The organism is Paenibacillus sp. 01L418 (assembly GCF_056400045.1).
This window is the reverse complement of the sequence record NZ_JBFTSN010000118.1, coordinates 1-16,054: the sequence shown is the minus strand read 5'-3', so window position 1 is coordinate 16,054 and position 16,054 is coordinate 1. Positions and strand designations below refer to the sequence as shown.

The 16,054-nt window shown below is 40.9% G+C and carries 7 protein-coding genes; all 7 read left to right on the top strand.

The genetic code is table 11. The annotated features are described in order from the left end of the window. Positions 1 to 370: 370 nt before the first annotated feature. Entirely contained in the window at positions 371 to 1,693 is a 1,323-nt protein-coding gene (locus AC1DSE_RS16050) for a helix-turn-helix domain-containing protein (protein ID WP_477527889.1), read from the top strand. 140 nt (positions 1,694 to 1,833) lie between these two features. After that, positions 1,834 to 2,862 carry a galactose ABC transporter substrate-binding protein gene (locus AC1DSE_RS16045; RefSeq protein WP_441874859.1) on the top strand — a complete coding sequence of 343 codons (1,029 nt, stop codon included), beginning with the start codon at positions 1,834 to 1,836 and terminating at the stop codon, positions 2,860 to 2,862. A 78-nt stretch (positions 2,863 to 2,940) separates the two neighbouring features. Next, positions 2,941 to 4,497 (top strand): sugar ABC transporter ATP-binding protein, encoded by a 1,557-nt coding sequence (locus AC1DSE_RS16040; protein WP_441874861.1) that lies wholly within the window; start codon positions 2,941 to 2,943, stop codon positions 4,495 to 4,497. Then, positions 4,475 to 5,494 carry a galactose/methyl galactoside ABC transporter permease MglC gene (mglC, locus tag AC1DSE_RS16035; RefSeq protein WP_477509776.1) on the top strand — a complete coding sequence of 340 codons (1,020 nt, stop codon included), beginning with the start codon at positions 4,475 to 4,477 and terminating at the stop codon, positions 5,492 to 5,494. The genes AC1DSE_RS16040 and mglC overlap by 23 nt, the downstream gene beginning before the upstream one ends. Positions 5,495 to 5,691: 197 nt before the next feature. Further along, positions 5,692 to 12,390, top strand: coding sequence for an InlB B-repeat-containing protein (locus AC1DSE_RS16030; protein WP_477527888.1), 6,699 nt, complete (start codon positions 5,692 to 5,694; stop codon positions 12,388 to 12,390). A gap of 501 nt (positions 12,391 to 12,891) precedes the next feature. Continuing rightward, positions 12,892 to 14,460, top strand: coding sequence for a response regulator transcription factor (locus AC1DSE_RS16025; protein ID WP_441874868.1), 1,569 nt, complete (start codon positions 12,892 to 12,894; stop codon positions 14,458 to 14,460). Then, a partial coding sequence (locus AC1DSE_RS16020) for a cache domain-containing sensor histidine kinase (protein ID WP_477527887.1) occupies positions 14,457 to 16,054 on the top strand: 1,598 nt, incomplete at its 3' end. The genes AC1DSE_RS16025 and AC1DSE_RS16020, both read left to right, overlap by 4 nt.

The following is a 16,054-nucleotide window of genomic DNA, read 5'->3' as shown; positions in this document are numbered from 1 at the left end:
GTCTAGAACATGGTATTCCATGTTATAGACGGGGCTGCTTTTTTATGAGCTTTAGGTTTAAATCCATATTCATCAAGAATGGGTTTATTACCTTTTTCCAAGCTATTTCTAGCGATTATTAATTATTTTTCAATAAATCCATCGGAGTAAAATACTGCTCATTAGAAAGCTGAGCATAGCTGCGAACCAATAAAAAAACAAAATCTAAAAATAATACCAACACAAAATGTAAGCATTTTCGGATAGGCAATGAAAAGGACAAAAACGTATAAAGTTTGTCATAAGGCCTGATTTTATAGGGTGATATGATGAAATTGTAAAAAATTCATGACGCATCTTGTTTAAATTGGAGGGGATTCGTTTGAATAATATGCTTCTTGTGGATGAAGAGTCAGACATAGCAAAAGAAATGAAGAAGAACGAAGAGCATTCTGAATACTTTCGAATTTTGCAAGATCATTATCGAACAAGTATGCCTGTGCTTCAGGAATCATTTCTAGCATCGCTGCTTACCCGAAAACTGACAAGCCAGCAAATTGAAGAAAAATCAATGAATTATGATATTCAGCTGCGCGGCTCTCAGTATGTTGTAGCGCTCATCGCTCTTTATCCTACGGAAGAATCAAAAGAATACTCCTCTTCCTTGTTAAGACAGTCGCRTGGTGTGGATTATATGATTCAAGCTGTTTTGAATAGAACGCGAGAAGTATGGGACATCAATTCGCTTGGGAAAGTGTTTATTTATCAAGAAAGCATTGCTTTGCTGGCTATCGATAATGGACAGCACAAGGAGCATTGGTTTTCGATTATGCAAGCAGCACTGTCGGATGTTCTTGAGCAGATTGTGCAAGAGCTGAAGCTGAATGTCACGATTGGTGTTGGATCGCGTGTTTCAGATATTGCCGATGTACATCATTCTTACCGAGAAACGCTTATTGCACTAGACTATCGTCTTGTTATGGGGTCCAAGAAGGTTATCTATTTTCACAATATTGAAGATTATGAGAGTGAGCAACTTCGATTCGACGAACTGAAGGGGCAAGCTTTAAGGAACAGCTTGAAGATGGGGACGGCCGAAGAGCTTTCTGACGCAGTTGATACAATATTCGATGAACTGTTTGAAAGTAATTTTGCTTTGCAGGATATTCAAATCTATTTATTTGAGGTATTGACGGTAATATTGCGTACAGCGAAAGAGGCTGATATTGATCTTGATGGACTGTTAGGTACAAGTATTCAACTGCATGCAGAAATGTATAGATTGCCAGGTTTAAGAGAGGCAAAACGTTGGGTTTTTGATATATGCATTGAAATGATGAGGAAGATTTCCAGCCAGCGGAAGCATGTATATAAAGATATTGTCGAAGAAGCCATTCAGTATACGAAAGATCATTTTATGAATCCAGATTTATCCATTCAAGAGGTTTGCTCATTCCTACACATTAGTACAGGTTATTTCAGTCGTGTATTTAAAAAAGAAGTAAAACTAACCTATGGACAATATGTCATGCACATCCGGATAGAGGCTGTTAAGCAAATGCTGCGTCTTACAGAGCTTAAAGCTTCTGAGATTGCAGATCGCGTCGGGATAACCGATCCTAAATATTTGGGTTTTTGCTTTAAGAAGCATGTCGGGATTTCGCTAACGGAGTATCGGAGTAGAATTACAGAATCCCTAGTGAAATATGAGTGATTCATCGTTACACACCATATCAGATTTACAACAATAGATTAGAATTTCCAGACAAGACGTGAGAATTGTGGGTTCGAATAACAATCATTCTTCTACATAATAGGTCGAGAAGTTAAAAAATGAATTTGGGGGAATTTTGGATGAAAAAGAAATGGGTTCTTGCGTTACTGACAGGTATGATGTTGACGGCTGCAGCATGCAGCAACGATGGAGGAAATACAGAGGGAGAAAAAAAGGATAGCATACAGATCGGAGCAGCTATTTACAAATTTGATGATACCTTTATGACGGGTGTGCGCAATGCAATGCTGGAGTCAGCGAAAAACGGAGCGAAATTAGATGTTGTGGACAGCCAAAACTCGCAACCAACACAAAATGAGAAGGTGGATCTATTTATTTCGAAAAAGTACGATGCGCTTATTATTAATCCAGTTGATCGTACAGCTGCAGGCGTCATTATCGATAAAGCAAAAGAAGCTAATATGCCAGTCGTATTCTTAAATCGCGAGCCGATTGCGGAAGATATGGAAAAATGGGATAAGGTATACTACGTCGGTGCTAGAGCAGAGGATTCAGGAACGATTTCGGGGCAATTAATTAGCGATTATTGGAAAGAAAACCCAAGCGCGGATAAGAACGGTGACGGCAAGCTGCAATACGTGATGTTAACTGGTGAGCCAGGGCATCAAGACGCGGAGCTTCGTACAAAGTATTCTGTTGAGGCTATTGTGGACGCAGGCATAGAGGTTGAAGAGCTTGCTAAAGATACAGCGATGTGGGACCGAGTCAAAGGGCAAGAAAAAATGCAAGCATTTCTAGCATCAAATGGAGATAAAATCGAAGCAGTTCTTTCTAATAATGATGATATGGCGCTTGGCGCGATTGAAGCGTTGAAAGCATCGGGTTACTTCAAAGGTGATAAGTATATTCCGGTTGTTGGTGTAGATGCAACAGCTCCTGCTATTCAAGCCTTGAAGGACGGAACCATGCTGGGTACGGTGCTGAATGACGCGAAAAACCAAGGAGCAGCATCTGTTGCGATTGCTACTGCGCTTTCCAAAGGGGAGACGCCAACAAAAGAAAATATTGGTTTTGAAATCACAGATGATAAATATGTATGGATCGCTTACAAGAAAATCACAAATGCGAACATTGCAGACGCGGAATAATGAAATAAAGATGAGGGAAAGCGGTATCCCGCTGTTTCCTCCTAACTTATTTATTGGTTTTTGATGGGAGGATATGAAATGGAGCAGCATTATGTTCTGGAAATGCGAGGAATTTCGAAGGGCTTTCCAGGGGTACAAGCGCTCAGCAACGCAACAATAAAGGTGAAACCAGGAACTGTACATGCTCTTATGGGTGAAAACGGGGCTGGGAAATCAACGCTAATGAAGTGCTTGTTCGGCATATATAGACCGGATGAAGGTGAGATTTTTATAAATGGTCATAAAACAACGATTCATAACTCTAAAGAGGCACTGAAAAATGGAATTTCCATGATTCATCAAGAGCTTCATCCCGTACCGCATCGTAATGTAATGGAAAATATTTGGCTTGGTCGGTTTCCGGAAATAGGTTTTGGTCCGATTAAGTTTATTCATGAAAAGAAAATGTACGAAGACACATTGCATTTATTCAAAGATCTTGAGGTCGATATAGATCCTCGAGTGCGCACGGGGACGCTGTCTGTTTCAAAAATTCAAACGCTGGAAATTGCGAAAGCGGTTTCTTTTCACTCAAAGCTCATCGTAATGGATGAGCCAACATCCTCTTTGACTGGCAACGAGGTTGAACAGCTATTCAACATTATCAATAGTTTGCGTAAACGCGGTGTATCTATTATTTATATTTCTCACAAAATGGAAGAAATCTTGCGCATCTCTGATGAAGTGACGATCATGCGTGATGGTCATTATGTTGGAACTTGGCCTTCAAGTGAGCTAACGACAGACCTCATTATTACAAGAATGGTCGGTCGTGATTTGAAAGAACGCTTTCCTGCACGAAAGAATATGCCTGGCGGCACAATGATGAAGGTGGAAGGTCTATCGTCGCCTAATCCCAAGTCGTTTCAGGATATTAGCTTTGAGCTGAAGAAAGGGGAAATTCTCGGCTTAGGTGGCTTGGTTGGCGCTCAACGAACAGAGCTGATTGAAGCCTTGTTTGGACTACGGAGCGTAGTTTCCGGAAAAATCTCCATAAACGGGAAGCCAGTGAATTTAAAAACACCTTCTGAAGCGAAAAAGAATAAAATTGCGCTTCTAACCGAAGAAAGGCGAGTAACAGGGATTTTTCCAGTGTTATCGGTTTATGAGAACACGATTATCGCGAATTTGTCTCGTTACCAAAATAAATTTGGGCTGTTGAATGAAAGAAAAGGACGAGTTGACGCGGCGGATAATGTTGAAAAGTTTGGAACAAAGACACCGTCTGTTCATCAACAAATTCGTTATTTATCAGGGGGAAATCAGCAGAAAGTACTCTTGGCAAGATGGCTGCTTACAGAACCAGATATATTGCTGCTTGATGAGCCTACTCGTGGTATTGATGTTGGCGCTAAATTTGAAATTTATACGATAATTACCGAGCTTGCGAAGCAAGGGAAAAGCATTATTATGATCTCCTCGGAAATGCCTGAACTGCTTGGGATGTCTGACAGAATTATGGTCATGAGCGAAGGCAAATTGACAGGCATTGTGGAGGGCAAGTCAGTAACAGAGCAAGAAATTATGCGCCTAGCTGCGCAGCAACGTTCGGTCGTATCAGGGGGTAAACGTAATGAACACGCAATTACTGTTTAAAGTGAAAGACTATTTAATGCAACGAGCGATTTTCGTGGTGTTGATTTTGATTGTAATTGGCATCGCGGTGGCAGATCCTAACTTTCTAGCCTTTTCTACGCTTAGAGATATATTGCAGCAGTCTTCGACTAAGCTAATTATTGCAATTGGTGCGGCATTTATTCTTATTACAGGCGGTACAGATTTGTCATCTGGACGAGTTGTTGGGCTAACGGCAGTTATTTCGGCATCGATGCTGCAAATAGATACGTATGCCAACCGATTTTACCCGGACTTGCCGCAGCTTTGGGTAATAGCTCCGATTTTAATAGGCATTATAGTTGGTTTGCTTGTTGGATTAATAAACGGTTTTATCGTAGCAAAACTTCATGTTCCACCTTTTATTGCTACGTTAGGAACAATGGTAGGAATCTACGGTATCAATAGCCTTTATTTCGATATGAAGCCGAATCAATCGCAGCCGATTGGCGGTCTTCGAGATGATTTTAAAGTGTGGGGTTCGGGATATATCGATCTTGGAGGCGGCTATACGATCCCGTATATTGTGCTTATTGCGCTCGCTGTAGCACTTATCTGTTGGGTCGTATTTAATAAGGCTCGACTGGGAAAAAACATGTATGCAATTGGAGGAAACGTCCATGCGGCACATGTTTCCGGCATTAATGTCGCTCGAAATCTGATTTATATTTATGCCATTTCGGGAGCGTTGTATGGTCTTGCTGGTGTACTTGAAGCAGCCCGAACAGGAGGAGCTACGAATAACTACGGAAACATGTATGAATTAGATGCCATTGCGGCATGCGTAGTTGGCGGGGTGTCAACTGCTGGCGGGGTGGGCAAAATCCAAGGCGTAGCAGCAGGCGTATTAATCTTTGGTGTTATTAACTACGGATTAACGTATATCGGTGTTAGTCCCTATTATCAATTAATTATTAAGGGACTCATTATAGTTGCAGCCGTAGCTTTTGATATTCGAAAATATATGGCAAAAAAATAGTTTGTACATTCAACGTATTAAAAAGGAGGTGATGAATGTATTGCTTATTGGCAAGTACATGATGATTCAAAGGAATGTTTATCACATGCAGCCTTGGCGATTGCCATGGCTATTAAAGGCATACATTCCTTTAGGTAACAGAGGATTTATAAAAAAAGTGTTGCTTTAGGATGCTACTATTTTTGGGAGGGTTGAAATTGGGTATTAAAAAACGTGCAAAAAAAATGTTGGTGTCCTGCTTGGCATTTTCGCTAGTAGGATCGATGTTCGTTGGTTTGCCGAATGCTGTCTCGGCAGCACCAAGTGCAACTGAAATTAAGTTAAGTCCAGACAAGATGAAGAAAGTATGGGATGGTTGGGGAACTTCATTAATATGGTTTGCTAATGCTACTGGCGGCTGGGAAAGCGAGCAAGCGAAAAATGATTTGGTGGATGCATTATATGGCAAAGAGGGACTTAATTATAATATTGCCCGCTACAACATTGGCGGTGGCGATGATCCGACTCACAATCATATGCGTGAAGGCGCTGATATTCAAGGCTTTTCAACGGAAGAGGGTCATTTTGATATTAATCGTGATGAAAAACAGCGTTGGTGGTTGCAGGAAGCATTGAAACGTAAACCAGAACTAATTATGGAAGCGTTTTCCAATTCTGCGCCATACTATATGACCCACAGTGGTTGTACTGCTGGTAATCATAATGCTTGGGAGAATAACTTAAAAGAAGATTATTATGATGATTTCGCGGAATATTTAGCAGAGGTAGTCAAACATTATAATGATGATTTTGGAATAGAGTTCGATACTCTTTCACCAATTAACGAGCCCAATACAAATTACTGGGGTGCTTTCAATCGTCAGGAAGGCTCGCATTGGGATCCTTGGGCGCAGTCATGGATTATTTGGGAAGCTCGACAAAAGCTGAATGAAAAAGGATTGAATAATGTTGGCATTTCAGCAATGGAAGAATCCGTAATCGATACTTTCCTGGAAAATTGGAGCCATTATAATGACGATGCAAAAAACAGCATTTCTCAAATGAACGTTCATGCTTATGGAGGTTCAAAAAGATATGAGGTTCGTCAGCTTGCCGAACAGGAAAATAAAAAGCTATGGATGTCAGAAGTTGATTTAGGACCAGGCGGTATTGCTCATAATCATGATGATATCGAACCAGCATTAGCGCTGGCTGATCAAATTATGGTGGATATTAAATGGTTTGAACCGCAGGCATGGGTAATTTGGCAAGCTATTGAAAGCGAACAAAATATGCAATCAGACAAGGAGAATATGAACTGGGGTCTGATTCATGCTGATTTTGATACTGAACAATGGTGGTATACGAAAAAATATTACGCGATGGCGCAATTTAGTAAATTCATTCCGCAAGGCTCGAAATTTTTTGAGAATAGCGACGCTGATGGAAAGACACTAACGGCTTATAACGAAGGGACGGGGGAAACGGTTATCGTTTATCGTAACCCGGATCAAGGCAGCAGACAATTGTCATTTGATCTTTCCAAGTTTGCAAAGCCGGGAAGTGAAGTATCCACTTATGTGACAACATCAGAAAAAGATTTACAGGAAGGTAAATTAGAAGTTTTAGGAACTAAGCTTTATGCAAATGTGGAAGGAAAATCAATTACAACTTTTGTAATCAAAAATGCTCAGTACGTCGAAGGCCAAGAAGCAGACGTTACACAGATATTAAATGATTTAAAGGTAAGTATTGAACAACATAAAGCAACCTTGAATGAAGATAACCCGGATATTGAAGAGTTGGAAGCGCTAATTACAAAAGCTGACGATGCTCTTCAATCTGGCAGCAATGAACAAATTTCTGATGCAATTGTTGAAATCAGCCTCAAATTCAAGGCAATGTTGTCTGATGGTGTTATAGGTGTTATACCACAACAGTTGATGAGGGCTTCGGCGAGCAGCGCACAAACTGGAGAAGGTCCGGAGCTTACCATAGACGGTGATGTAAATACAAAATGGCATACGCCATGGGGCGATGGCTATCAAGATCCACCGCACTCTATTACTTATGAATTAGACAAACTGTACAAAGGCATTAACAAACTGGAATATACACCAAGACAAGACACAGATACGAATGGTACAGTTACTAAGTTTGAAATTGAAGCAAGTATTGACGGTGTGAATTTTAATAAAATTGCAGAAGGAACATGGGATGCTAACAAAGCAATAAAAACAGCAACCTTTACTCCCGTCGATGCGACTCATATTAAATTCAAAGCACTAGCATCGCAAAGTGATACTGGCACACAGTTTGCATCTGCTGCTGAAATCAATTTGTACAGGGATTCAAATTTTAAACTAAATTCAGAGCAACTTGCAAAAGCAATAACAGATGCTGAACAATTTATTGCAACTTCGAATAAAGATGAAAATCTATTAGAGCTTTTGAAACAATATGTTGAAGCTGGCAATGCATTAATGAGATCGGATTCATCCACGCAAGAAGAAATGAATCGTACGACTAATCAAATTAATGATGAAATGGTTAATTTGCAGAGAGATAGTTTCCTAGTTGAAGGGATCACAGTAAAATACGCCCCAGAAGCACACTGGAGCACACCTGTAGAAAGCATGTTAGATGGTAATCGAGATACATTTTATGAAACGAATTGGGAAGATTGGGGCCGTAAATACCTAGCAGGCGACTATATCGTTCTTGACTTGAATAAAAGCAGAAAAGATATAAGTCAAATCCTCTACACACCGAGACAAGGTAAAGATAAAGAAAACGGTCGTATTAGACAATTCAAAATTTATACAAGCGATAAAGATTTGTCAAACGTTGAATTAACAGGTACACAAAGTGAATTGGATCAACATTTTGAGTTGGCAGCCGTCGGCGGTCTTGATACAGGAAAAGATTATGATCAATCCGCAACCTTCCCCTCAAAAAATGCACGTTATGTAGCTATTCAAGTTATCAAAACTGGCGGCAACAGCTCTACTTTATCGATTGGCGATTTGGCTGTTTATCAAAAAAATGTTGCGGACATTGATACGAGTATAGTTCAAATTGCTAAGGAAAAGTTGGTCACTCTTTACGAAGATATGGTTCCATATGTAAGAAATATTATGGACAATTATTTAAATGAACTCGAAGATACAGAGCATCTAACGTTAGAATCACTAGAACATTATAATTACTGGCTTAATGAATATTATAATTTCTATTCTAATCTTGGTCATGTAAGCTCCATCAAAAATGGTGAAGTGTGGCTAGATACTGACGGTGTGCCAATTCAGGCGCATGGCGGAGGTATTATATATGACGAAAACACTAAAAAATACTATTGGTACGGAGAAGATAAAACGGAATCGAACATGGGTGCTGGTTATGTTCCGATGACAGGTGTACATGCTTACTCATCTACTGACCTTTATAATTGGAAAAATGAAGGTGTTGTATTGCCGGTATTTAATAATCCGTCTCTTGGTGATCGAACATACGATGGATTGACGGATGCTTCTAACATTCCAATGTATATTCATGAAGATGATGAATCATATAAGGAATCGGGAGTAGGATTCGAATCTTGGCGACAAGAACAAAATTATGGGAAGCTTGATGATTGGAATTTCATTCCGGAAAATGGAGTGGAAAAACGTTTTTATAATTTCGCTGGTAACATGAAATCACCAGTTCAAACACTTAAAAAACATAATACACGGGAACAAATTGCTGATTTGAATGCACTATATAAAGATACTTCTATCGAAGAGAAACAAAGATTATACGGGCTGTTCAATTGGGATAAAGTTGTGGAACGACCAAAAGTTGTTTACAACGAGAAATATGATAATTATGTCATGTGGTGGCATCATGACGGTCCAATGTCGGGTAAATATTGGACAGCATCAGGTGGTGTAGCTGTAAGTAAATCACCGATAGGTCCGTTTAAAGTGCTTGATATTGAGAGAATGCCAAATGATGGATGGGATCCTGACAAAAGGGGTGAAGGAGATGGTATGCTCCGCGATATGACCCTTTATGTTGATGAGGATAAAACAGCATATTTGATCTATTCATCCGAAGGAAATGGGACAACCATCGTTCTAAAACTGGATGATACTTATACACAACCAGCTCGTGAGGAACATGGAAATGCGATTTGGGCGAAAGCTCATAGCAATGGTAGAGAAGCTCCAACATTATTTAAACAAGATGATACGTATTATTCAATAACATCTGGTTTAACAGGCTGGAACCCAAATCCTGCTAAATATCATATTACAGGACATCCATTAACATGGTGGTGGGAAGATAAAGGCGATCCATTCTGGGATGATTGGAAAGGAACTACTCATGAGAGTCAAAGTACTTTTGTACTGCCATACAGAGATAAAAACGGAAATATTGTAAGAGATAAATTTATCTTTATGGCAGATCGTTGGAATCCTGGAAACTTGAGTGACTCCAGATACATTTGGTCCCCAATACACTTGGACAGTGAGAATAAACGCATTTCAATGAATTGGCAATCGGAATGGGATTACTCACAATTTGGAGAAGCGCAAATAGAAAAGTACACTGTAACATTCAATAGTAATGGTGGTAGTGGTGTARCTAGCATTGAAGCAAACCCTGATTCACCGATTTCTGAACCAGCAGCGCCGATAAAAGAAGGTTACATCTTCATCGGCTGGTACAAAGATGAAGCATTGATGGAACAATGGAATTTTGCAACGGATAAAGTAGCAGAACAAGATATCACCTTATATGCGAAGTGGGAATCTGAATCTACGAATGTATTGGTAGAATCGATCAGCCTGACTAGCGCGGTTGGCAATGCAGCAATAGATGTGAAAGGCGGCAGCCTGAAGTTGACGGCAGAGCTATTGCCAACCAATGCTTCTAACAAAATGGTTGCTTGGACTGTCTATGAGGAAGATGGCGTAACGGCAACGGACAAAGCAACGATCGATCAAAACGGAATGTTGACTGCCGTGAAGGACGGCTCTGTAAAAGTAGTCGCAACCGCGACGGACGGCTCAGAGGTTCGAGGTGAGATAACGATTGTCATCACGAATCAATCTGAAGTTGAAGATATTTCAGTTACTTTTAATAGTAACGGCGGCAGCGAAGTAGCAAGTATTAAAGCCAAACCAGACTCCGTACTTACAGAGCCAACAGCACCAACAAAAGCAGACTACGTGTTCGTTGGTTGGTACAAAGATGAAGCATTGATGGAACAATGGAATTTTGCAACGGATAAAGTAGCAGAACAAGATATCACCTTATATGCGAAGTGGGAGTCTGAATCTACGAATTTGTTGGTAGAATCGATCAGCCTGACTAGCGCAAGTGGCAAAGCGGCAATTGATGTGAAGGGCGGCAGCCTGAAGTTGACGGCAGAGCTATTGCCAACGAACGCTTCCAATAAGAAGGTAGCTTGGACTGTCTATGAGTCAGATGGCGTAACAGCAACGAACAAAGCAACGATCGATCAAAATGGATTGTTGACTGCCGTGAAGGACGGAGCTGTAAAAGTAGTCGCAACTGCAACGGACGGATCAGAGGTTCGAGTTGAAAAAGCGGTTAATATTACTAATCAAACTTCCGACGGAGGAAACAACGGAGGTAGCGGTGGTGGTATAACAGAACCAGCCCGTGAAAACCCAGCTTTATACGAGCCGAAGAAATCTGAGCTAACGATTGATTCCGCACTAAATAGCGTGACAGCTTCGCTTGATCGCAATCAACTTGCCAAAAAGGCAGCGGAGTTTTTAAAAGCAGAACAAGCCGATACCATTCTAACGATTGATGTTCCTGAAAATCACACACGATATGAAGTGAGAATTCCATTGGACGCTTTGAGCGGATTAGCTGCGAACAAGCCGGATTCGATCGTATCGATCCGCAGCAAGTTTGGAAGCTATGAATGGCCGGTGTCTATGTTAAACAGCAAGGATATGAAAGGTAAAGTAGATGCCGATGCTGTATTAATTGTAAGCATGGTGAAAGCGAACGAGGATAAGTTGCAGCAATTGGATGCAGCCCTATCCGGCAATGGAATGAAGCGTATAAGCGACATTATCGACTATAAAGCAACGCTGAAAACGAAAGATGCGGAATACGATAATCATTCCATCGATTATATTGAGCGTACTTTAACCGTAGACAAAGTAATTCGCAATTTAAATGAAGCAACGGTCGTATCATATGATCCTGAAACGGGAGCCATTCGATTTGTACCAGCGGTGTTTACCGTTATGGATGGCAAGACTGTAGCAACGATCAAGCATTACTCGAATGGCATGTATGTCATCATTGAAGGCAATAAAACATTCAAAGATATGCGCGGACACTGGGCACAGAAGGATGTAGAAACACTCGCGTCTAAGCTGATCGTAAATGGGAAAACGAATCAAGTTTATGATCCGGAAGGGAAAGTGACCCGTGCAGAATTCGCATCGCTGCTAGTAAGAAGCTTGGGCTTGAATAATAATGGTGCTGATCAGGTRTTTGACGATGTAGCAACTGCTAAATGGTATGCCGCAGATGTAAGTACAGCGGTTCAGCACGGGTTAGTACAAGGAGTAGGCAACAACAAGTTCAATCCTGACGCATTCATCACTAGAGAGCAAATGGCTGTTATGATTATGAAAGCTGTTCATCTCGTTCAAGGAGATACAAGCGTTGGATCGAATTCATCAAGCATTTCGTTAGCTGCTTTTGCTGATCAAGACCAGCTATCGGGCTTTGCCCGTGAAGCAGTTCAAGCCGTAATAAATGCAGGTATTATGAATGGCAAATCGGAAACCACGATTGCGCCAAAAGATACAGCAAGCCGTGCTCAGACAGCTGTCATGCTGAAGCGAGCATTGAGCTTTGTTAAGCTGATTAATTCGTAATCAATAAAGAATGACACGTAGTCAGCTCATCATGTGAGCTGACTACGTGTTTTTAACCAAACGTATGAGAAGATAGAGCTCAATTTGCAGACTGATTAAGGTGTGTTGTTAATAAATGGTTATTCGCATATCACTGATTGTAAGCGATGTCAAAAATAGCATCGAAGAAAATGATGCGTGTTTGGCAATAACCTCATGAACGATAAAGATTGGCCAGTCTACTACTCGCTACACTCCTAACAATTGTACTTATATACATTAAATTACCATTATATTCATTAAATATCTCGTATGATGTGTACAATTATACATGTAGTGGATACAAGCATACATGGATGAATCTGTGAAATTCCTCTACACTTATAACAATTACCAAGAGTAGAGGAGTGTATTTGAATGAAAGACCAAAAATGAATTACCCTGGTAATTTTCAGTTTTTTTTAGATTGAAATCAAATCGTAGCGTATTAATTATAGGTTGAAAAGCTGCAAGGGGGCAGAAATGAAACCAATATATAAGATTATGATTGTAGATGACGAAATGCTTGTTAGACAAGGAATTAAGCACCTTCTAGATTGGGAACAGGAGGGATACCGAATTGTCGCTGAGGCTTCGAATGGTCTTGAAGCTTTGGATTTGGTTGATGAGGTCAACCCTCATGTCATACTAACAGACATCGTGATGCCAGTTATGGACGGTGAGGAATTTGTTAAGCGGGTGAAGGAGAAGTACCCTCATATTGAGGTAATCGTCTTAAGCAGCTTCAGTGAATACGGCTACGTTCGCTCCACATTTCAGAGCGGAGTAGCGGACTATATCCTAAAGCCGAAGTTGGAAGCCGAATACCTGTTATCAATCTTAAACAAAACAACTGCCAAAATGGTTGGGACGCAGATGGGCGATCAAGGAATTGATATGGAGGAAAAACAGCTTACACGAATAATCGAGAAGCTAATGAGCGGATACGAGGCTTCGCAAGAACCTGGGTTGGTGCATTCGAAGTTTCCATACAGACGTTATGCATTTTTCGGTACGGACATGAACCATATTAAAGATTCTGATGAAAAGGTGACTTTCGCAAGCCAAATAGATAGAGGGCTGCGTAAGCTCAGCAAGGACAAAGCAGCCTATATGCAGCTAAAGTTTGACAACGATTCTATTCTTTTCTTAATTAATGTGAATCCAGAGCAATGGGTCGAAATGCTTATGGAGCTCAGGTGCCTCGTCACAGAAATGACAGAGATTAAGAGCGGTACCCAATTCGTTCTTAGTCAAAGCTTCGAGGATTTTAACCGCCTTGGAGAGATTTATCGGAACAATCACTTGAAGCTTACAAGATATAGCTTTTACCTGCCGACACGAAGCCTGATTGAAAATGATCATTTACCGGGACTCTCGGATGCGTATCAAGAATATGACATGGCAGAATTATCGGAACAGCTGCGACGAAAGCAATTCCAGAAGGCGTTTACGAGCTTTCTGGAATTTGTGCATCTGTGGTCAAAGGACTATCGCACCGAAATTTTTGAATTCAAATCGTTTTTGGGGAACTTCATATTTAACGTGACGACAACACTTGGGAAAATGAAGTATGAAACCCCTGGGGGAGAAGACGCTAAATATGACTACTTCCGAAAAATTGATGAAGCTAGGTATGCTAAAGACGCAATTGCTCTAGCTGAAGCGTTCATACATGAGGCAGAACATGTGATTCGCAAGGCGAACTCATTATTTAATCCAAATATATCTAATCTGCTTGAATATATTCATGAGCATTACGCTGATCCGATCACGCTGACCGGAGTGGCGAGGCAGTTTCATTTCAACGCTTCGTATCTGTCTAGTTTTTTCGCTACTCATAATGAGGAAGGTTTCAGTGAATACCTGAACAAAGTCCGGCTGGAAAAAGCGATGGAGCTTCTCTTGACGACGGGAGAATCGATATCCGAAATCAGTGCAAATGTAGGCTATTCGGACCAGAGCTATTTCACAAAGGTGTTTAAAAAGCATACCGGCATATCGCCAAGCCAGTATCGGAAACAATTCTCGGAGGAGATAAAGGAGTCATGATAAGAAATGCTGCATTAAAGCTGAAAAAACAGGGCTTGTTCCTCAAGTTGTTTCTCGTCACGCTCATTAGCATCGTTACCGTATCGCTAATAACCCTGGCTATAACGATCAGCATGTCGGAAAAATTATTTTTTCAAACGTTCAGCATTACTAACAGCAAGCTGCTGAACCAGATGAAGACCAACCTTGAGTCTTACAACTACACGGTAGCTACTGGAGCAGCGATGATAGCTCAAAATGCCTCCATCCGAAACTATTTATCTGGGCAAGAGACGGATGCAGTATCACTTGCCACCGAAACATACCATATGACAGAAGGCATGAAGGCGATTCGGTCCAACTTCAGCGCTTATGACGTTGGGATTATGATCATAGGCGTGAATGGTCGGAGTTATTCAACAGATGCTTATTATTGGTCCACTTTCGCCGAGGAAATGAAACATCACACCGTTACGAACGCAACAAATGAGCAATCTGCGCAAATCCTGTATCAGCTCTATCCAGCTGGTGACAACAAAGGCATTGCGAAAGAGCAAGTGCTTGTGGCTTCCAAAGCTTTATTTGATCAACAGACAAGTAGTTTTTACGGCACCTTGTATGTTGCGATTCGTGATCGCAATTTCAGATCTTTTTATGCTAACTTTACGAGTGAAGGCAATGACGTGTTGTTGATAAATAAAAACGGATTGATAGTGTCCAGCAATCGGAGCGAGCGGATTGGGCTAATGGATAAGCCGTTATATACAGAAGTAGCAGCTCAGCAGCTCGGAGAAGAAGATGAAGGATCCGCCTATGTCATGGGTAATGAACGAATTGTGTTTTCTGAATATTTGCCGGAGTTTGATTTTTATCTGGTAAATCTAATTGACAAGAAAGCCGTGACCGGACAGATGGTGAATGCTGAAGCGGTGACGTTGACAATTATGGTCATCGTGGCGATTTCCCTTATTATCGTATTTTTAATTACCCGAAAAATGACGAAGTCCCTGCGTGTACTCGTTAAACAGATGTCGCATATTCCAACGAGTGGATTCGATAATCATATCGATATCGCTACTAGCAGTTATGAAGTTAAAGAGCTGGGCAACGCTTTTAATTATATGCTTGATGCACTGCATGATTATGTAGATCGGCTGTTGGAAACCCAAAAGCAAGTGCGTAATGCAGAGCTGGCCGCACTTCAAATGCAAATCAATCCGCACTTTCTATACAATACGCTGGCATCAATAAAGTTTTTGGTGTTGCAAGGTAATAAGGAAAAAGCAGCAGGTACGATTAATGCACTTATCTCTCTCCTGCAAAATACAGTTAGTGATGTAGAGTCCACTATTCCTGTTTGTCAGGAACTGGAGACAATGAAGCATTATGTCTATATCAATCATGTACGGTACAGTGAGAAGATACGCGTGAATTATTTTGTGGAGCCTGACAGCTTGGATTACCACATACCGAAGCTCATTCTCCAGCCTTTTATCGAAAACGCATTCTTTCACGGATTCAACATAAAAGAACAAGGAAGTATTTTGATCATGATAGCCGTGAACGAGGACCAACTAGTATGCGAGGTCGTGGATAACGGAGACGGTATGGATAT